This is a genomic window from Citrobacter sp. On2M, from assembly GCF_018035235.1.
Lineage (GTDB): Bacteria > Pseudomonadota > Gammaproteobacteria > Enterobacterales > Enterobacteriaceae > Citrobacter > Citrobacter meridianamericanus.
On record NZ_WPCV01000002.1, the window covers coordinates 822189 to 841561 of the forward strand.

Annotated in this window: 18 protein-coding genes and 6 tRNA genes; 14 read left to right on the top strand and 10 right to left on the bottom strand. The window is 52.2% G+C overall.

The features are described from left to right. Positions 1-20 precede the first annotated feature (20 nt). Genes xapA through On2M_RS06040 form a run of 4 tightly spaced genes read left to right on the top strand, consistent with a single transcriptional unit; the run spans position 21 to position 3319 of the window. Positions 21-854 carry a xanthosine phosphorylase gene (xapA, locus tag On2M_RS06025; RefSeq protein ID WP_210904503.1) on the top strand — a complete coding sequence of 278 codons (834 nt, stop codon included), beginning with the start codon at positions 21-23 and terminating at the stop codon, positions 852-854. Between the two features lie 56 nt (positions 855-910). Next, entirely contained in the window at positions 911-2167 is a 1257-nt protein-coding gene (locus tag On2M_RS06030; protein WP_151217586.1) for a nucleoside permease, read from the top strand. A 57-nt stretch (positions 2168-2224) separates the two neighbouring features. Further along, positions 2225-2383, top strand: a complete 159-nt coding sequence (locus tag On2M_RS06035) for a DUF1427 family protein (protein WP_003847305.1) — start codon at positions 2225-2227, stop codon at positions 2381-2383. A 51-nt stretch (positions 2384-2434) separates the two neighbouring features. Then, positions 2435-3319: a LysR family transcriptional regulator gene (locus tag On2M_RS06040; RefSeq protein WP_187258863.1), complete on the top strand. Its 885-nt coding sequence runs from the start codon at positions 2435-2437 to the stop codon at positions 3317-3319. 149 nt (positions 3320-3468) lie between these two features. On the opposite strand, the gene On2M_RS06045 is transcribed toward On2M_RS06040, so the two are convergent. The 4 genes from On2M_RS06045 to On2M_RS06060 form a co-directional block, all read right to left on the bottom strand. Beyond that, a tRNA-Lys gene (locus On2M_RS06045) sits at positions 3469-3544 on the bottom strand. Between the two features lie 4 nt (positions 3545-3548). After that, positions 3549-3624 (bottom strand) — tRNA-Val (locus tag On2M_RS06050). Between the two features lie 47 nt (positions 3625-3671). Next, a tRNA-Val gene (locus On2M_RS06055) sits at positions 3672-3747 on the bottom strand. A 46-nt stretch (positions 3748-3793) separates the two neighbouring features. Beyond that, positions 3794-3869 (bottom strand) — tRNA-Val (locus tag On2M_RS06060). Positions 3870-4127: 258 nt separating this feature from the next. Between On2M_RS06060 and gltX the strand changes: the two genes are divergently transcribed. Continuing rightward, positions 4128-5543 carry a glutamate--tRNA ligase gene (gene gltX / locus On2M_RS06065; protein ID WP_187253517.1) on the top strand — a complete coding sequence of 472 codons (1416 nt, stop codon included), beginning with the start codon at positions 4128-4130 and terminating at the stop codon, positions 5541-5543. Between the two features lie 58 nt (positions 5544-5601). Here gltX and On2M_RS06070 read toward each other — a convergent pair whose 3' ends face one another. Then, on the bottom strand, positions 5602-5994 hold the full coding sequence (locus On2M_RS06070; RefSeq protein WP_151217581.1) for a YfeC-like transcriptional regulator: 393 nt from the start codon (positions 5992-5994) through the stop codon (positions 5602-5604). A 1-nt stretch (position 5995) separates the two neighbouring features. After that, positions 5996-6358 carry a YfeC-like transcriptional regulator gene (locus On2M_RS06075; RefSeq protein ID WP_006683575.1) on the bottom strand — a complete coding sequence of 121 codons (363 nt, stop codon included), beginning with the start codon at positions 6356-6358 and terminating at the stop codon, positions 5996-5998. 221 nt (positions 6359-6579) lie between these two features. Here On2M_RS06075 and On2M_RS06080 point away from each other — a divergent pair. Then, a tRNA-Ala gene (locus On2M_RS06080) sits at positions 6580-6655 on the top strand. A gap of 42 nt (positions 6656-6697) precedes the next feature. Beyond that, positions 6698-6773 (top strand) — tRNA-Ala (locus On2M_RS06085). 143 nt (positions 6774-6916) lie between these two features. Here the strand turns inward: On2M_RS06085 and nupC are convergent. After that, positions 6917-8119 (bottom strand): nucleoside permease NupC, encoded by a 1203-nt coding sequence (gene nupC, locus On2M_RS06090; protein WP_151217579.1) that lies wholly within the window; start codon positions 8117-8119, stop codon positions 6917-6919. 272 nt (positions 8120-8391) lie between these two features. On the opposite strand from nupC, the gene On2M_RS06095 reads away from it, so the two are divergent. Continuing rightward, on the top strand, positions 8392-9702 hold the full coding sequence (locus tag On2M_RS06095; protein ID WP_255587896.1) for an Nramp family divalent metal transporter: 1311 nt from the start codon (positions 8392-8394) through the stop codon (positions 9700-9702). A gap of 32 nt (positions 9703-9734) precedes the next feature. Here On2M_RS06095 and ypeC read toward each other — a convergent pair whose 3' ends face one another. Then, entirely contained in the window at positions 9735-10061 is a 327-nt protein-coding gene (gene ypeC / locus On2M_RS06100; RefSeq protein ID WP_137384261.1) for a DUF2502 domain-containing protein YpeC, read from the bottom strand. 137 nt (positions 10062-10198) lie between these two features. Continuing rightward, positions 10199-11188: an L-glyceraldehyde 3-phosphate reductase gene (gene mgrA / locus On2M_RS06105; protein ID WP_210904504.1), complete on the bottom strand. Its 990-nt coding sequence runs from the start codon at positions 11186-11188 to the stop codon at positions 10199-10201. 181 nt (positions 11189-11369) lie between these two features. Here mgrA and On2M_RS06110 point away from each other — a divergent pair, with 181 nt between their 5' ends. Further along, the gene (locus On2M_RS06110; RefSeq protein WP_210904505.1) at positions 11370-13022 is read left to right on the top strand and encodes a thiamine pyrophosphate-binding protein; all 1653 of its coding nucleotides are present in this window, start codon (positions 11370-11372) and stop codon (positions 13020-13022) included. Here On2M_RS06110 and On2M_RS06115 read toward each other — a convergent pair whose 3' ends face one another. Beyond that, a complete protein-coding gene (locus tag On2M_RS06115) occupies positions 13023-14258 on the bottom strand; it encodes an ion channel protein (protein ID WP_210904506.1) in 1236 nt (411 codons plus the stop codon). A gap of 204 nt (positions 14259-14462) precedes the next feature. On the opposite strand from On2M_RS06115, the gene glk reads away from it, so the two are divergent. From glk to ypdE, 5 genes are all read left to right on the top strand, one after another. Next, the gene (glk, locus tag On2M_RS06120) at positions 14463-15428 is read left to right on the top strand and encodes a glucokinase (RefSeq protein WP_151217573.1); all 966 of its coding nucleotides are present in this window, start codon (positions 14463-14465) and stop codon (positions 15426-15428) included. Between the two features lie 191 nt (positions 15429-15619). Further along, complete coding sequence (locus tag On2M_RS06125; protein ID WP_003028254.1) at positions 15620-15946, top strand: fructose PTS transporter subunit IIB; 327 nt, start codon at positions 15620-15622, stop codon at positions 15944-15946. Between the two features lie 20 nt (positions 15947-15966). After that, on the top strand, positions 15967-17214 hold the full coding sequence (locus On2M_RS06130; RefSeq protein ID WP_151217572.1) for a PTS fructose transporter subunit IIC: 1248 nt from the start codon (positions 15967-15969) through the stop codon (positions 17212-17214). A gap of 17 nt (positions 17215-17231) precedes the next feature. Continuing rightward, complete coding sequence (gene ypdF / locus On2M_RS06135; RefSeq protein ID WP_210904507.1) at positions 17232-18317, top strand: aminopeptidase; 1086 nt, start codon at positions 17232-17234, stop codon at positions 18315-18317. After that, positions 18317-19357, top strand: a complete 1041-nt coding sequence (gene ypdE / locus On2M_RS06140) for an aminopeptidase (RefSeq protein WP_151224060.1) — start codon at positions 18317-18319, stop codon at positions 19355-19357. The genes ypdF and ypdE overlap by 1 nt, the downstream gene beginning before the upstream one ends. Positions 19358-19373: the final 16 nt, after the last annotated feature.

Consider the following 19373-nt stretch of genomic DNA (forward strand, 5'->3'; position numbering starts at 1 on the left):
CCGATAGAACAAGGATACTTATGTCTCACGCTCTTTTTTCTCATAATCCTGAGTATTGTGTTGATATTATTCGTGCATATGCAACGGAATTTACCCCGCGAATCGCGTTTATTTTGGGTTCTGGCCTGGGTGCGCTGGCGGAGCAAATTGAGAATGCGGTCGCCATCTCCTATGAAAAACTTCCCGGTTTTCCTGTGAGTACCGTTCACGGTCATGCTGGAGAACTGGTACTCGGTCATCTGGCGGGTGTTCCTGTTGCTTGTATGAAAGGGCGTGGGCATTTTTATGAAGGTCGGGGTATGACGGTTATGACTGACGCCATTCGCACCCTGAAATTGCTGGGTTGTGAAGTATTGTTCTGTACAAATGCGGCAGGATCACTGCGTCCTGAAGTTGGCCCAGGAAGTCTGGTGGCGTTGTGCGATCACATTAACACTATGCCGGGTACGCCGATGGTTGGAGCGAATGATGAGCGTTTTGGCGATCGCTTTTTCTCGCTGGCAAATGCTTACGATGCAGATTACCGCGCCATTCTTCAGGTCGTTGCGGCAGAGGAGGGATTCCCCCTCACCGAAGGCGTATTTGTTTCTTATCCGGGTCCGAACTTCGAAACTGCGGCAGAAATACGCATGATGCAGATTATTGGCGGCGATGTGGTCGGAATGTCAGTGGTGCCGGAAGTTATTACTGCACGTCATTGTGGTCTCAAGGTCGTTGCCGTCTCTGCGATCACCAATCTGGCGGAAGGGTTAGGAGATGTAAAACTGTCCCATGCTCAGACGCTGGCTGCGGCTGAGCTGTCCCGTCAGAACTTTATTAATCTGATTTGCGGTTTTTTACGCAAATTAGCCTAAACACACAATAACAAAGGCTCCTTTTGGGAGCCTTACCTCACGGCAAGGAATAAAAAATGGGTATTACGTCCCGCTTAAAAATCATGTCGTTTTTGCAATATTTTATCTGGGGTAGCTGGCTGGTTACCCTGGGTTCTTACATGATTAACACCCTGGATTTTACCGGCGCGAATGTGGGTATGGTCTACAGCTCGAAAGGGCTTGCCGCGATTATTATGCCGGGAATTATGGGGATCATCGCCGATAAGTGGCTGCGTGCCGAGCGCGCTTATATGCTGTGCCACCTGGTGTGTGCTGGCGTGTTGCTGTACGCCACAACCGTTACCGATCCACAGACCATGTTCTGGGTAATGTTGGTTAATGCGATGGCGTATATGCCGACAATTGCGCTATCGAACAGCGTCTCATATTCATGCCTTGCACAATCGGGTCAGGATCCGGTCACTGCGTTCCCGCCAATTCGTGTGTTTGGCACGATAGGTTTTATTGTTGCGATGTGGACGGTCAGCTTAATGGGACTGGAGTTGAGCAGCGCGCAGCTGTATATCGCTTCAGGCGCATCGCTGCTGCTGGCTCTGTATGCGCTGACGTTGCCAAAAATACCGGTTGCGGAGAAAAAAGCGTCCGCCACGCTTGCCAGTAAACTGGGGCTGGATGCGTTTGTGCTGTTTAAAAATCCGCGCATGGCAATTTTCTTTTTGTTTGCCATGATGCTGGGGGCGGTGCTGCAAATCACCAACGTCTTTGGCAATCCGTTCCTGCATGATTTTGCCCGTAACCCTGAGTTTGCCAACAGCTTTGTGGTGAAATATCCCTCCATTTTGCTGTCAGTTTCGCAGATGGCGGAAGTGGGTTTTATCCTCACTATTCCATTCTTCCTGAAACGCTTTGGCATTAAAACAGTGATGCTGATGAGTATGCTGGCGTGGACGCTGCGCTTTGGCTTCTTTGCCTTTGGCGATCCGTCTCCGTTTGGCTTTGTGCTGCTGCTAATGTCGATGATCGTTTACGGTTGTGCGTTTGATTTCTTCAACATCTCCGGCTCGGTATTTGTCGAGCAGGAAGTTGATTCAAGGATTCGCGCCAGCGCCCAGGGGCTGTTTATGACGATGGTAAATGGCATTGGCGCGTGGGTGGGTTCAATCCTGAGCGGGATGGCGGTGGACTATTTTTCTGTCGATGGCGTCAAGGATTGGCAAACAATCTGGTTGGTGTTTGCTGCTTATGCTTTGGCACTGGCAATTGTTTTTGCGTTGTTCTTTAAATATCAACATCATCCAGAAAAATTGTCGACTAAATCATTGGCTCATTAAAATTATTTAACTGGCGAGGGGATGCTCGCCAGCTCATTTCACAAACAAGGATTTCATGTGAAAGAAATCATTCTATCCTCAGGCATTGGGTTTGGCATTGGGGCATTATTTACTTTATGCCGAATACCTATTCCTGCACCAAATGTTTTACCCGGGGTTTTATCTATTGTGTTTATGTATATTGGGTATCTTGTCGTTAAATCTATTTTTTACTAAGCAATGTGGTAGATTCCAGACGTTATCCCTTATTCCTGGAGTGTAACAGTGATGGAACGAGCTCACCGAATCGATCTGAAGTTATTGCGTTATTTTCTCGCTGTTGCAGAAGAGTTGCATTTTGGCCGGGCTGCTGCCCGGTTAAATATGTCACAACCCCCTCTGAGTATTCATATCAAAGAACTTGAACAGCAACTTGGTACCTTGTTATTTATTCGACATTCTCGCAGCGTTGCGTTAACTCATGCCGGAAAAATTCTGATGGAGGAGTCGCGTCGTTTGTTAGCCAATGCAAATCAGGCTATGGCGAGAGTGGAGCAGATTGGTCGCGGCGAAGCGGGGCGTATTGAATTGGGTGTGGTTGGTACGGCACTGTGGGGAAGAATGCGTCCCGCAATGCACTATTTTTTGAAAGCAAATCCCAATGTTGAAGTACTGTTTCGCGAAAAATCGCCAGGTATGCAAATGGCGTTATTAGAGCGTCGGGAGCTCGATGCAGGGATATGGCGTATGGCAATTGAACCAACGGTTGGTTTTACCAGCTTACGTCTGCATGAATCTTCATTCATGGTTGCAGTACCGGAAGATCACATTCTGGCCTCCAGGGATTCTGTTCCTCTGGCGGCGCTGCGCAACGAATATTTTGTCACGCTGCCGTCCGTACATTCCGATTGGGGATTTTTGCAACGTGTATGTCAGCAGGCAGGCTTCTCGCCAATGATTATTCGTGAGGTTGTTGAGCCCCAGACAGTGCTGGCAATGATCAGTATGGGAATCGGGATTACGTTAATGGCTGATGGTTATGCACAAATGAGCTGGCCTGGCGTGGTATTCCGGCCATTAGAGGAACGTATTCCGGCGGATTTGTATATTGTCTATGAACAGCATCAGGCCACGCCAGCGTTAACGAAGTTGATTGATGCTTTGGTCGGGTAAGCATTGCAGGATGACTCGCTTGCTCGCCCTTCGGGCCGTCACCGTAAACGGCTCCGTTGTTTCGCTGCGCTCAACACCGAACCTGCTGCAGGTTCGAATGTTAAAAATCGCAGATAGCAAAAAGGCGCCTTTAGGGCGCCTTTTTACATTGGTGGGTCGTGCAGGATTCGAACCTGCGACCAATTGATTAAAAGTCAACTGCTCTACCAACTGAGCTAACGACCCGAAGTGGTGGGTGATGACGGGATCGAACCGCCGACCCCCTCCTTGTAAGGGAGGTGCTCTCCCAGCTGAGCTAATCACCCACTTCGGTACTTCAATTTTATCGTAAGAAATCCAGCTGGCGAGAAAGTGGTGGGTGATGACGGGATCGAACCGCCGACCCCCTCCTTGTAAGGGAGGTGCTCTCCCAGCTGAGCTAATCACCCACTTCTCAATTTCTTACTCTACACGGCGGAGACTACATAAAGTAGTTGGTGGGTGATGACGGGTTCGAACCGCCGACCCCCTCCTTGTAAGGGAGGTGCTCTCCCAGCTGAGCTAATCACCCCCGCTGTGTGGAGTCGCATTATAGGGAGAGTTGAAAATGAGTCAACGCATTTTCTAAAGAAATTGTTCGTTCGTCGTAAATTTAAACAAAACGATCGCAAAACAATCCATGTCGCATGATTTGTATACGAAAATGGCAAAGCGTGATGTTCCAACCTGAACAACATTGAGGAATCAGACCACGGTGATAGAATACGAGCCTGATAATCTTCCCTGGATTTGCCGGTTGTCGGCATCTTTATAAACGTAAGGCCATTTCATGAAAATCAAAACTCGCTTCGCGCCAAGCCCGACAGGCTACCTGCACGTCGGCGGTGCGCGTACTGCTCTTTATTCCTGGCTTTTTGCACGCAACCATGGCGGTGAGTTTGTGCTGCGTATTGAAGACACCGATCTCGAACGCTCCACTCCGGAAGCTATTGAAGCCATTATGGATGGCATGAACTGGCTGAATCTGGAATGGGATGAAGGCCCATACTTCCAGACCAAACGTTTTGATCGTTACAACGCGGTTATTGATGAGATGCTGGAAGCGGGTACCGCGTATAAATGCTACTGCTCCAAAGAACGCCTGGACGCGCTGCGTGAAGAGCAGATGGCGAATGGCGAGAAACCGCGTTACGACGGCCGCTGCCGTCATGGGCATGAACATCACGACGCGGATGAGCCTTGCGTGGTGCGTTTTGCCAACCCGCAGGATGGTTCCGTTATTTTTGACGACCAGATCCGTGGGCCGATCGAATTCAGCAACCAGGAGCTGGACGATCTGATCATCCGCCGTACCGACGGTTCCCCGACCTACAACTTCTGCGTGGTGGTTGACGACTGGGATATGGAAATCACCCACGTTATTCGTGGTGAAGACCATATCAACAACACCCCGCGTCAGATTAACATCCTGAAAGCGCTGAACGCACCGGTGCCGGTTTACGCACACGTGTCGATGATTAACGGCGACGACGGTAAAAAACTATCCAAACGTCACGGTGCAGTCAGCGTCATGCAGTATCGCGACGACGGTTATCTGCCGGAAGCGCTGCTGAACTATCTGGTGCGTCTGGGCTGGTCCAGCGGCGATCAGGAAATCTTCACCCGTGAAGAGATGATCAAACTGTTCTCCCTGGGGGCGGTGAGCAAATCTGCGAGCGCGTTCAATACCGAAAAACTGCAGTGGTTGAACCATCACTATATTAATGCGCTGGCGCCAGAATATGTGGCGACACATCTACAATGGCACATTGAGCAGGAAAATATTGATACTCGCGTGGGGCCGCAGCTGTCAGAGCTGGTTAAACTGCTCGGTGAGCGCTGCAAAACGCTGAAAGAGATGGCACAGAGTTGCCGCTATTTCTACGAAGACTTTGCTGAGTTTGATGCTGATGCTGCGAAGAAGCACCTGCGTCCGGTAGCGCGTCAGCCGCTGGAAGTGGTTCGCGACAAGCTGGCTGCGATTAGCGAGTGGACGGCAGAAAACGTGCACCACGCGATTCAGGCAACCGCTGATGAGCTGGAAGTGGGGATGGGTAAAGTCGGGATGCCGCTGCGCGTAGCCGTTACCGGTGCGGGTCAGTCCCCGGCGTTAGACGTCACGGTGCATGCGATTGGTAAATCCCGCAGTATTGAGCGCATTAATAAAGCGCTGGCGTTTATTGCTGAGCGTGAAAGCCAGCAGTAAGACCGACTGAACGATGAAACACAACGGCAGGAGCGCATCCTGCCGTTTTTTTTGCCTGTTATTCAGACTCATCAATCCCTAATCGGGCAAGAAAATTGCGAATACCTTCACGTGAGATAAACTGCCATAACTTTTCTTGTTCCGTTGGCGACATGTTGTCCAGTGCGCTGATTATCTGCCGACAGGCGTGACTACGCATAACGTGAGTGTATTCTGCCAGCGGTTCTTCAGCCTGATAAACGTCAGGTACTTTGCGAAAAGCCGGAATATTGAGAAGAAACGTGCGGACGTTGGAGTCGATATGAATCAGTCTTGCACGACCACCTTTAACGCCGGGAAACTTTTCGGTGGTCCAGTTTTGTTCTCTGATCCAGCGATTGACGGTTTGTTTGGCAACCCCGAGACATTCAGCCAGTTCTTCGGTCGTCATTTTGCTGCGTAAATTTTTCATATTATTTGTTTTCGCGGATCCCTAAGCGTTGTAGTAAACCCGTAATGCCTTCACGCAGGATCAGTGACGTAAACATTTTCTGTTCTGACGGCGTCATTTCTTTGGCGAGCCTAATCAGTAGCGCCTCAATAGAGGTATCACCGGATAACGATAAATTGTCTGATAAGCCTTCGGCTGAACGCTCAGCGCTGCGAATGTATTCGCGAACTTGTTCGGTGACGTGAACCAGTCGGGCTTTACCGCCCTGAACGCCAGGTTTAGGTGATGTAGCCCAGCCTTCCTTGCGCACCCATTTATTGATGGTTTGTCGGCTGTATCCGGTCAGATTAGCTAGCTCTTCTGGCGTCATCCGTTCCTTGAACATAACGATTCCCTGAATAGTCGTGGGGTTAATTAGTGGCTCATTTTATAGCACCATTTTAGTAGAAACCGTGACGCGTTTAACTACTGAATGCGAGTTGTTACGCAATGTTCTTCATTTGACTGCTTTTTCAGCGATTGAATTCTATGAGTTAATTTTGCCGTTGACACACGCGAAGGGAATTCATATGATGCCGCCCGTCAACTCGACAAGCTTTACGTAATGGGGCTATAGCTCAGCTGGGAGAGCGCTTGCATGGCATGCAAGAGGTCAGCGGTTCGATCCCGCTTAGCTCCACCAAATTTTATCCCAATAAATTTGGCATATACGTAAAAGCATCGTGGGGCTATAGCTCAGCTGGGAGAGCGCTTGCATGGCATGCAAGAGGTCAGCGGTTCGATCCCGCTTAGCTCCACCAAAATTTAAACCCTCGCTGAAAAGCGGGGGTTTTTTGTTTCTGTATCCTGTCGGTTTTTACCTGGTATCTCCGGTTTGCTGAATAGCAGGCATAAAAAAGCCGAGGAAATTCCCCGGCCTTATCACTACGACGTTGTCTTACGCTTACAGCACCAGTGCTGCGATAGATGCAGACAGTACGCTCACCAGCGTAGAACCGTATACCAGCTTCAGACCAAAGCGGGAAACCACGTTACCTTGCTCTTCGTTCAGACCTTTAATCGCACCGGCGATAATACCGATAGAAGAGAAGTTAGCGAAGGAAACCAGGAACACAGAGATGATGCCTTCAGCGCGTGGAGAGAGCGTAGCGGCGATTTTCTGCAGATCCATCATTGCAACGAATTCGTTAGAAACCAGTTTTGTCGCCATGATACTACCTACCTGCAGCGCTTCGCTGGACGGCACACCCATTACCCATGCAACCGGATAGAAGATGTAACCCAGGATGCCCTGGAAGGATATGCTGTAGCCAAACCAGCCGGTTACGGTGGCAAACAGGGCATTCAGGGCAGCGATCAGCGCGATGAAACCAATCAGCATCGCCGCAACGATAATTGCCACTTTGAAACCCGCCAGAATGTATTCACCCAGCATTTCGAAGAAGCTCTGACCTTCGTGCAGGTTAGACATCTGGATGTTTTCTTCGCTGGCATCAACACGGTAAGGGTTGATCAGCGACAACACGATAAAGGTGCTGAACATGTTCAGTACCAGCGCCGCAACAACGTACTTCGGCTCCAGCATGGTCATGTACGCGCCGACGATAGACATGGAAACGGTAGACATCGCCGTTGCAGCCATGGTGTACATACGGTTGCGAGACATTTTGCCGAGAATATCTTTATAGGCGATAAAGTTCTCAGACTGACCCAGGATCAGAGAGCTGACGGCGTTGAAGGATTCCAGCTTGCCCATACCGTTCACTTTGGAAAGCAGGTAACCAATTGCGCGGATGATAACCGGCAGCACACGGATATGCTGAAGGATACCGATCAGGGCGGAGATAAAGACGATAGGGCACAGTACTTTCAGGAAGAAGAATGCCAGGCCTTGATCATTCATGCTACCGAAGACGAAGTTCGTCCCCTCGTTGGCAAAACCGAGCAGTTTTTCGAACATTTCGGAGAAGCCTTTTACGAAGCCCAGGCCGACGTTGGAGTTCAGGAAGAACCACGCCAGTAACACTTCAATAACAAGCAGTTGAATAACATAACGAATGCGAATCTTTTTACGGTCACTGCTTACCAGCAGCGCAAGGATCGCAACAACGGCCAATGCCAATACAAAATGAAGGACGCGGTCCATATTTGCTCCAAATATGAGGCAGGTTTAGTTTTCGTGCACATTCTATGTAACAACCATAAAGAAAACGAGATCAAACACACACTATAGTAAGGACCTGTGACGAGATTCAAAATTAGTGATCGGTGATACACTTCCGTTATGCTTGGTATCTAAGTGAAAAGTTATGTCATTGTGCTAATCTATAACAATAATTAAACATCTTGCCGTTTTTTCCAGAATCCTTATCGATCCATAGACCAACACTATCAGAGAAATCAACTTCACCCATTAAAATGAATTTGATAATCATTCTCAATAGGCGTAGCTTGAAATATAGCAAAGGCTATGTTTCTGAGGCATTAAAAATGACTAACGATCGCGTTGAGAGTAGCAGTGGACGGGCTACGCGCAAGTTGAAGCTCGCATTAATGGGACCTGCGTTCATCGCGGCGATCGGCTATATCGATCCAGGTAACTTTGCTACCAATATCCAGGCTGGGGCCAGCTTTGGTTATAAACTGCTGTGGGTAGTGGTATGGGCAAACCTGATGGCGATGCTGATTCAGGTGCTGTCGGCAAAACTGGGTATTGCCACGGGTAAAAACCTGGCGGAGCAAATTCGCGATCACTATCCCCGCCCGGTGGTGTGGTTCTACTGGGTGCAGGCTGAAATTATCGCCATGGCGACAGACCTTGCTGAATTTATTGGCGCGGCAATTGGCTTCAAGCTGATCCTCGGCGTTTCGTTATTGCAAGGGGCCGTGCTCACCGGTATCGCGACGTTCTTAATTCTGATGCTGCAGCGTCGCGGACAGAAGCCGCTGGAAAAAGTGATTGGCGGCCTACTGCTGTTTGTGGCTGCTGCTTATATTGTGGAGCTGGTTTTTTCCCAACCGAACTTTGCGCAGCTTAGTAAAGGGATGATTATTCCCAGTCTGCCTAATTCTGAGGCGGTATTCCTCGCCGCTGGCGTGCTAGGCGCGACAATTATGCCGCACGTTATTTATCTGCACTCTTCCTTAACACAGCATCTGCACGGTGGAACGCGACAACAGCGCTATGCAGCCACAAAATGGGATGTGGCCATCGCCATGACGATTGCTGGATTTGTCAACCTGGCGATGATGGCGACGGCTGCAGCCGCGTTTCACTTTAGTGGACATACCGGTATTGCCGACCTGGATCAGGCGTATCTGACCCTTGAACCGCTGTTAAGTCACGCTGCGGCGACGGTGTTCGGTTTAAGTCTGGTGGCCGCAGGGCTCTCTTCCACTGTGGTCGGTACGCTGGCGGGGCAGGTAGTGATGCAAGGGTTTATCCGCTTTCACATTCCGTTATGGGTTCGCCGGACTGTTACCATGATGCCATCATTTATTGTGATTCTGATGGGATTGGATCCGACGCGTATTCTGGTAATGAGCCAGGTATTGCTCAGTTTCGGTATTGCGCTGGCGCTGGTGCCACTGTTGATCTTTACCAGCGACAGTCAACTGATGGGCGATTTAGTTAACCGCCGGTGGGTGAAACAGCTGGGCTGGGTGATTGTGGTACTGGTGGTGGCACTCAATATCTGGCTGCTGGTGGGAACCGCGCTCGGTTTGTAAAAACAAAAGGGCCTGCAGGCCCTTTTGTTACATTAATGTCGGTGCCCGTGACCGCGTCCACGCCCACGATGGTCATCGCGATCGTTCCAGCCTTCACGATAGCCGCGCTCATAAGCTTTGCGTTTATCCCAACCGCGATGATAGCCATTGTCATGACGCCACCAGCGATTTTTGCGCCACTCATAGTTATGGTGCCAGTAATCCCGGTCGCGCCAGCGTCCGCCATCCCAGTAGTTACCATAATTATCGCGATCGCCAATTTGTAATTTGATCGATGGCAGCAGGGTGATTTCGCCAGCGTTCGCGGCCAGCGGTGTAAAAGCCAATAAGACTGCCGCCAGAATCAGTGACCTGAACATGTTTTCTCTCCTTCACGATCGAGCCGTAGCCGGCCTGTTAATACAATATTACGGGGCAGTAAAGCCCCGTTTCATCGGCTTAACTCCTAAATCGTAAGTGAGAGCACTTTTTGTTAATAAATGTGTCTTTATTTCAATCAACTCAGGATGGCATCAATCTCCGTGCACTCTTCGGGCGTAAAGTGACGATTGGCCAGCATACCGACAGCATCTTCAATTTGCGCCGGTTTACTGGCACCAATCAGCACAGATGTGACGTTGTCATCCCGTAGCACCCACGCGAGCGCCATCTGAGACAGCTTTTGTCCGCGTCGCTCTGCAATCACATTCAGCGCCCGCACCTTCTCCAGTTTCTCTGGCGTAATCTGATCCGGGTTCAGGAAACGACTGCCGCTTGCCGCACGAGAATCAGCAGGAATACCGTTCAGGTAGCGGTCGGTTAACTGCCCGCCTGCCAGCGGTGAAAAGGCGATACTGCCGACGCCTTTTTCCTGCAACAACGACAGCAGGCCATCTTCGACCCAACGTTCAAACATGGAGTATTTGGGCTGATGGATAAGACATGGCGTACCTAAATCGTCGAGTATTTCAATCGCCTGCCTGGCAAGGTCTGCCGGGTAATTAGACAACCCGACGTACAACGCTTTACCCTGACGAACGATATGATCCAGCGCACGCATGGTTTCCCGGAGCGGCGTTTCAGGGGCGGGGCGATGGTGGTAAAAGATATCGACATATTCCAGTCCCAGTCGCTTCAGGCTTTGGTCGAGGCTGGCTATCAGGTATTTGCGTGAACCCCAGTCCCCGTAAGGCCCTTCCCACATGGTGTAGCCCGCTTTGGTGGAGATGATTAGCTCATCTCGCCATGGTAAAAAATCTTCCTGCAGGATGCGGCCAAAATTTCGTTCCGCTGAACCCGGCGGCGGACCATAGTTATTTGCCAGATCAAAATGGCTGATCCCAAGGTCGAATGCGCGCTGTAACAACGCCCGGCTATTCTCGACCTGCGTGGTATCACCAAAATTGTGCCACAAACCCAGCGAGACAATCGGCAGTTTAAGGCCGCTGTGCCCGCAACGGCGGTACTCCATTGTCTGGTAACGATTTTCATCAGCCTGATAAGCCATGTAGCCTCCTGTCGGATAACATAAGAGAATCAATGTATACGTTTACACCAGGCGTGTCGCAATGAAATTTTGGGTGAAAACTGTACATCCTGCTTTCCACCCCCTTCACCGCGACTTTCCTGGACAGCTAACCCAGTTCTTCGATACTCAACATGAGGTTACCGTCAGAAGGATAGCTGTCATGCAAACCCCGTATTCCGTTGCTGATTACCTGCTGGACAGACTGGCAGGCTGTGGCGTCGGCCATCTCTTTGGTGTGCCTGGCGATTATAATTTGCAGTTTCTTGACCATGTGATTGAACATCCCAGCGTACGTTGGGTCGGGTGTGCGAATGAGTTGAATGCGGCTTATGCTGCGGATGGCTATGCGCGGGTGTCTGGGGTGGGGGCGCTGCTCACCACGTTTGGCGTGGGCGAGTTAAGTGCGATTAACGGTATCGCAGGAAGTTATGCGGAATATGTTCCTGTTTTGCATATTGTTGGGGCACCCTGTCGCGGCGCACAGCGCCGCGGGGAGCTGATGCATCACACGCTGGGTGATGGTGACTTTCAACATTTTTATCGTATGCAACAGGCGGTGACGACGGCGAGCGCGGTACTGGATGAACAAAACGCCTGCTATGAAATTGACCGCGTGCTGCGAACAATGCTTATCGAACGCAGACCGGGCTATCTGATGTTACCTGCTGATGTGGCAAAACAGCCCGCGACGCCGCCGGATGACATTCTGACTGTTCCTTTGAGCGAACCGGAAAGCAGCGTGGCAGAGGCGTTTCGCTACCATGCCCGTGAACGATTGCTGGACAGCCCGCGTGTCGCGCTGCTCGCGGACTTTCTCGCGCTACGTTTTGGGCTGCAGCCGGTTTTACAACGCTGGATGGCGGAGACGCCGATGGCCCATGCCACGCTGTTGATGGGCAAAGGGCTGTTCGATGAACGTCATCCGGCGTTTGTTGGCACGTACAGTGCTGGTGCCAGTAGCGATTATGTTCGTCTGGCTATCGAGGATGCCGACACGATATTTTGTGTCGGCACACAATTTGTCGACACCCTGACCGCCGGGTTTACGCAACAGCTACCGCAGGAGCGCACCATTGAGGTTCAGCCTCATGCCTCACGGATTGGAACCAGCTGGTTTAACATCCCGATGGAGCAGGCGGTCACCACATTGCGGGAGCTGTGTCTGGAAATGTCGTTTTCACTGCCGCCAGAACGTCCGCCAGTTACGCGCACTCTGGTTGAGAAGGGACCTCTGACGCAGGAAAACTTCTGGCATACGGTGCAGCAGTATCTGGCGCCTAATGACATTATCCTTGTTGACCAGGGAACCGCAGCCTTTGGCGCGGCTGCGCTCTCGCTACCCGGCGGCGCGGAGGTGCTCGTTCAGCCTTTGTGGGGATCGATCGGCTATGCGCTCCCGGCTGCATTCGGCGCGCAAACCGCCTGTCCGGAGCGCCGAGTGGTCCTGATTATTGGCGACGGCGCGGCGCAGCTCACCATTCAGGAACTGGGTTCTATGCTAAGAGATGGGCAGTCTCCCGTTATTTTGCTGCTTAATAATGATGGTTACACCGTGGAGCGGGCCATACATGGGGCAACTCAGCGTTATAACGATATCGCCGCCTGGAGCTGGACGCAGGTGCCGCAGGCGTTTAGTCGTGAATGTCAGGCGGAATGCTGGCGAGTGACGCAGGCTGTACAACTGGAAGAAGTGCTGGCCCGGTTGTGGCGCCCGCAACGATTGTCGTTAATTGAGGTGGTGCTTCCGAAAGCCGATCTTCCTGAGTTATTGCGCACGGTGACCCGTGCGCTGGAAACGCGTAACGGGGGATAGCTATTGATCAGGACGGCTGGCTATCATCATCGGCTTGCCCGCCAGCAGCAGCCAGGCGGGCAGCATGACAATGCACAGCAGCGGTAGCAGGGTCGTGTCTGGCACGACCACTGCTGCCATAAACAGGCTGAGCCAGGCGTCACGGGTGACGACCAGCACGAGCCCGAGAATCGCGCAGGAAACCGTGATAGCCGCCGGTACCGCTTCAACGTGGGCGTGCAGCATCAGCCCCAGCGCGACGCCAACGAACACTGCCGGGAAAATTCGCCCGCCGCGAAAACCACTCGCTGCAGCCACCACCAACGCCGCCAGCTTAATGATGGCGAGCATGAAATAATCCGATGTGCCCAGCGTCTGACTAAACGCCATTTGCTGCATTTCATCCAGCCCCTTAAATAAGGTAAGCGGCCCACCGATAACGCCCAAAATACCGAGGATAAAGCCGCCAACCCCAAGGATCAGCACCGGGTGCTTTAATCGATGCATTACATGATGCAAACGCGGCAGACACCAGACGGCTACCATTCCGGCAGCAATAGCGATGGCGGCCACGACCGCACCGCTGAGAATGTCGATCAAGTGCATCTGCGTGTAGTGCGCGATGGGCAGTGAAAAATGAGGGTGAAAAAACAGGCTGGTGGTCAGCGAGCCCGCCGCCGCGGCCATTAACGGCGCAAACAGGCGATCCCACAAGGGAACATCGTTCGAGCTATTCAGCGTTTGTGAAAACACCAGCGCGGCGGCCACGGGGGTGCCAAATAGCGCCCCGATGGTGCCGGCAGAGGCGAGAATGGTCCAGTCCAGTTTCGCAATGCGGGGAAACATGCGGCTGCCGAGCGCCACTGCCAGTGCGATATTCACCGTCATGATGGGGTGTTCCGGTCCCAGACTGACGCCACCCGCGAGGCCAAGGATGAGCGCGGCCAGCAGACCCGGTATTGCTGACGTTGGGACCGGCATACCAATTAATGATTCACAAGCCGGATCCGGACCTGCATGGCCGTGGCTGTAGCGGATGACAACGCCAACCATCAATCCGATCAGCGTGAGCATTCCGATAATCCACAGCGGAGAGTCATGGGCGATTCCGATTCCAGCGGGCAAACGCTCCCATAAAAAAAGCTGTAAAACAGAAGCCACTTTCATCACAACGATCAACACCAGACTGGACGCTATGCCAATGATGAGCGCCGGAGTTGATAGTAACAGCATCGTTCTGGCTCGCGGATGGAGCATTTTCTATTCCTTAAAACAGAGTCATAGACATAGTTTGCACAGCCAGCCTGACGGCATCGCTGCAAATGGTGCTGAAACGATAAAGTAATTGTGTGATCTGGATCGATTTTCCACGGGCATCAGCTTTTAGACCGTTGTTGTTATGCCCCCATGAATTTACAGTGTGGCAAAGATTTATTTTGACTTTAGCGGAGCAGTAGAAGAATGACAAAATATGCTTTAGTAGGTGACGTTGGTGGCACCAACGCGCGTCTTGCTCTGTGCGATATTGCCAGCGGCGAGATTTCGCAGGCAAAAACCTATTCCGGGCTGGATTACCCAAGCCTTGAGGCCGTGGTGCGCGTGTACCTGGATGAGCATAGCGTCAGCGTTGAAGATGGCTGCATTGCTATTGCCTGTCCGATCACCGGCGACTGGGTGGCAATGACCAATCATACCTGGGCATTCTCTATTGCTGAGATGAAAAAAAATCTGGGCTTCAGCCATCTGGAAATTATCAATGATTTCACCGCTGTATCGATGGCGATTCCGATGCTGAAAAAAGAGCATTTGATCCAATTTGGCGGCGCGGAACCTGTCGAAGGTAAACCGATTGCGGTCTATGGTGCCGGAACCGGACTCGGCGTGGCGCATCTGGTGCACGTGGATAAACGTTGGGTGAGCCTGCCCGGCGAAGGCGGTCATGTAGATTTTGCGCCTAACAGCGAAGAAGAAGGGATTATCCTTGAAGTTCTGCGCGCCGAAATTGGTCATGTTTCCGCGGAACGCGTGTTGTCCGGACCGGGTTTGGTGAATCTGTATCGCGCTATCGTTAAGTCTGACGGGCGGCTGCCGGAAAATCTGCAGCCGAAGGATATCACTGAACGTGCGCTGGCTGACTCCTGTATCGACTGTCGTCGGGCGCTGTCACTGTTTTGCGTCATCATGGGGCGTTTTGGCGGCGATTTGGCGTTAACGCTGGGGACATTTGGCGGCGTATACATCGCTGGCGGTATCGTCCCGCGCTTCCTCGACTTCTTTAAGGCTTCAGGCTTCCGCGGTGGTTTTGAAGATAAAGGCCGTTTTAAAGCCTACGTCCAGGACATCCCAGTATATCTGATTGTGCATGATAACCCGGGCCTGCTGGGTTCCGGCGCACATCTGCGCCAGGCACTGGGACATATTTTATAATTGCTTCGCAAAAAACCTGCAAAGCCGCGTTATTTACGCGGCTTTTTTATGCCTGCCGCCCGCCTTTCCGACCTTCGTCACACTTCCTGATTGCGGGATTATTTGTCCAGTAAAAGCATTATTTCTCTGGTAACGATCGTTCCTTTTCCCGGACCATAATTTCACTCGTTAACTATTACGAGGAAATGAATATGAGCAAAAAATTGATTGCTGTTTGTGCATGCCCGATGGGGCTGGCCCATACCTTTATGGCGGCTCAGGCGCTGGAAGAAGCGGCGGTTGAAGCGGGTTATGAAGTAAAAATTGAAACCCAGGGCGCGGATGGAATTCAAAACCGTTTGACGGCGCAGGATATCGCAGAGGCGACGTTAATCATTCACTCCGTCGCCGTCACCCCTGAAGACAACGAGCGTTTTGAGTCGCGTGACGTCTATGAAATTACGTTACAGGACGCGATAAAAAATGCAGCCGGCATCATTAAAGAGATCGAAGAGATGGTTGCCGCTGAACAACAATAATTATCGACAGGGAATCACGTATGGCCATTAAAAAACGCAGTGCAACCGTTGTGCCTGGCGCATCTGGTGCCGCAGCGGCAATAAAAAATCCACCGGCCTCCCGCAATAGCTTCTGGGGCGAACTTCCGCAACATGTGATGTCGGGTATTTCACGCATGGTGCCGACGTTAATTATGGGCGGGGTCATTCTCGCCTTCTCACAGCTGATCGCCTATAGCTGGCTCGATATACCTGCTGACACTGGCATCATGGATGCGTTGAACAGCGGAAAATTCACCGGTTTCAATCTCGCATTACTGAAATTTGCCTGGCTGTCGCAATCTTTTGGCGGCGTGCTGTTTGGCTTTGCTATCCCAATGTTTGCCGCGTTCGTCGCCAACTCAATCGGTGGCAAGCTGGCATTTCCCGCGGGGTTCATCGGTGGTCTGATGTCCACCCAGCCCACGCAAGTACTGAATTTTGACCCAGCGACGCTGCAATGGGCAACCAGTGCTCCTGTTCCGTCAACTTTTATTGGCGCGCTGATTATCTCGATTGTTGCCGGGTATCTGGTGAAGTGGATGAACCAAAAAATCCAGTTGCCTGATTTCCTGCTGGCGTTCAAAACCACCTTTTTACTGCCCATTCTTTCCGCCATTTTCGTCATGCTGGCGATGTATTACGTGATAACGCCGTTTGGCGGCTGGATCAACGGCGGAATTCGTACTCTGCTGACGGCGGCCGGAGAGAGAGGCACGCTGATGTATGCAATGGGGATTTCCGCAGCAACGGCGATTGACCTCGGCGGTCCTATCAATAAGGCTGCAGGATTCGTCGCTTTTAGCTTTACCACCGATCACGTTCTGCCGGTAACCGCGCGTTCTATTGCGATTGTGATCCCTCCAATTGGTCTCGGGCTGGCCACGCTTATTGACCGTCGCTTAACCGGTAAACGTTTGTTCAGCGCACAGCTCTACCCGCAGGGAAAAACGGCGATGTTCCTCGCGTTTATGGGTATCAGCGAAGGGGCGATCCCGTTTGCGTTGGAAAGCCCCATCACGGCAATTCCTTCCTATATGGTGGGTGCTATTGTCGGATCGACGACAGCCGTCTGGCTGGGGGCGGTGCAGTGGTTCCCGGAATCGGCTATCTGGGCATGGCCGCTGGTGACTAACCTCGGCGTCTATATGGCGGGGATCCTGTTAGGCGCGGTGATTACGGCATTGATGGTGGTGTTCCTGCGTAACATGATGTATCGCAAAGGCAAATTGCTGATTGAAAGCCTCTGATTAAAAGGATTGTGACCATGAGCTTACTTGCCTCACTGCGTGACTGGCTAACGGCGCAACATCTCGACGCGATGCTGCTGTCCTCTCGGCAGAATAAACAGCCGCATATAGGGATCTCCAGCAGTTCTGGGTTTGTGTTTATCAGCCATAAAAGCGCGCATATTCTGGTCGATGCCCGTTACTACACTGATGTCGCTACGCGTACTCAGGGCTATCAGATCCATCTACTCGATGGAACGCACACGCTGTATTCGCGGGTGAATCACATCATTGCGGACGAAAAGCTGCAGACGGTGGGGTTCGAAGGTGAGCAGGTAAGCTGGGAAACGGCGAGCGCGTGGTCGGGTAAACTGCACGCCCGACTGGTGAGCGCCGTACCGGATGTGCTTCGGCAGATAAAAACGGCGCAGGAGATAGCCAGCATTCGCGAGGCCTGCCGAATTGCAGATCTTAGCGTTGAACATATTCGCCGCTTTATTCAACCCGGTCTCAGCGAACGTGAAATCGCCGCTGAACTGGAGTGGTATATGCGTACGCTCGGCGCAGATAAAGCCTCTTTTGACACCATTGTTGCCAGCGGCTGGCGCGGCGCACTGCCGCACGGTAAAGCCAGTGATAAGCGTGTCGAGGCAGGTGAGTTCATCACGCTGGATTTTGGTGCGCAGTGTCAGGGCTATTGTTCGGATATGACGCGAACCTTTCGCATCCCAGATGCCAGCCAGCCAGCGGAAGAGAGTCCTTTGTTTTCCGTCTATCAGATTGTACTGGCGGCGCATCGTGCGGCGGTGGCGGCAATTCGACCGGGTCGGCGCTGTCATGAAGTGGACGAAGCTGCCCGTCAGGTGATTGCTCAGGCAGGCTACGGCGATAATTTCGGCCACAATACCGGACACGCTATCGGCATTGAGGTGCATGAAAACCCGCGCTTTTCTCCCTCTGACATGACCCCTCTGGCGGCTGGCATGCTGCTCACAGTTGAACCGGGTATTTATCTGCCGGGGCAGGGAGGTGTGCGTATTGAGGATGTCGTGCTGGTGACGCCAGACGGCGGTGAGGCGCTCTACACCATGGCGAAAACATTGTTACACACGGGAGAGGCGTAATGGACTTATCGCTACTGAAAGCGCTGAGCGAGGCGGATGCGATCGCTTCTTCAGAACAGGAAGTGCGACAGATCTTGCTTGAGGAGGCGGATCGCCTGCACAAAGAAGTGCGCTTTGATGGTCTGGGATCGGTACTGATCCGTCTGAATGAATCAGCGGGGCCGAAGGTAATGATCTGCGCGCACATGGATGAAGTGGGATTTATCGTGCGCAGTATTTCCAGCGAAGGGGCGATTGATGTCTTACCGGTGGGAAATGTGCGCATGGCGGCCAGACAACTGCAGCCGGTGCGGATCACCACCCGCGAAGAGAGCAAAATCCCCGGTCTGCTTGACGGCGAGCGTAGCGGCAATGATGTGAGCGCGCTGCGGGTGGACATTGGCGCGCACTCTTATGAAGAGGTGCTTCAGGCCGGCGTCCGCCCGGGCGATCGTGTCACCTTTGACACCACCTTTCAGGTTTTGCCGCACCAACGAGTGATGGGCAAAGCCTTTGATGACCGGCTTGGGTGCTATTTGCTGGTGGCGCTACTGCGTGAATGGCATCACGCCACTCTCCCTTGTGAGGTTTGGCTGGTAGCCAGTTCCAGTGAAGAAGTGGGATTGCGCGGCGGACAAACGGCAGCACGCGCGGTCGCACCGGATGTGGCGATCGTGTTGGATACCGCCTGCTGGGGCAAAAACTTTGATTATGGTACGGCCAACCATCGGCAGCTCGGCAAAGGTCCGATGCTGGTGTTAAGCGATAAATCGCTGATTGCACCGCCAAAACTGACGGCTTGGGTTGAAAGCGTGGCCGCTGACGCGGGCATTTCCCTGCAGATCGATATGTTCAGTAACGGCGGTACTGACGGCGGGGCGGTGCACGTCAGCGGCACGGGGATCCCAACGGTTGTTATGGGACCCGCCACGCGGCATGGGCACTGCGCTGCATCGATTGCCGACTGTCATGACATCATTCAGACGCAGCAATTGTTATCGGCTCTTATTTCACATCTTACGTGCGAAACCGTGGCTCATCTGACGGATTTCAGATGCTGATTTCGCGCTAATCAGG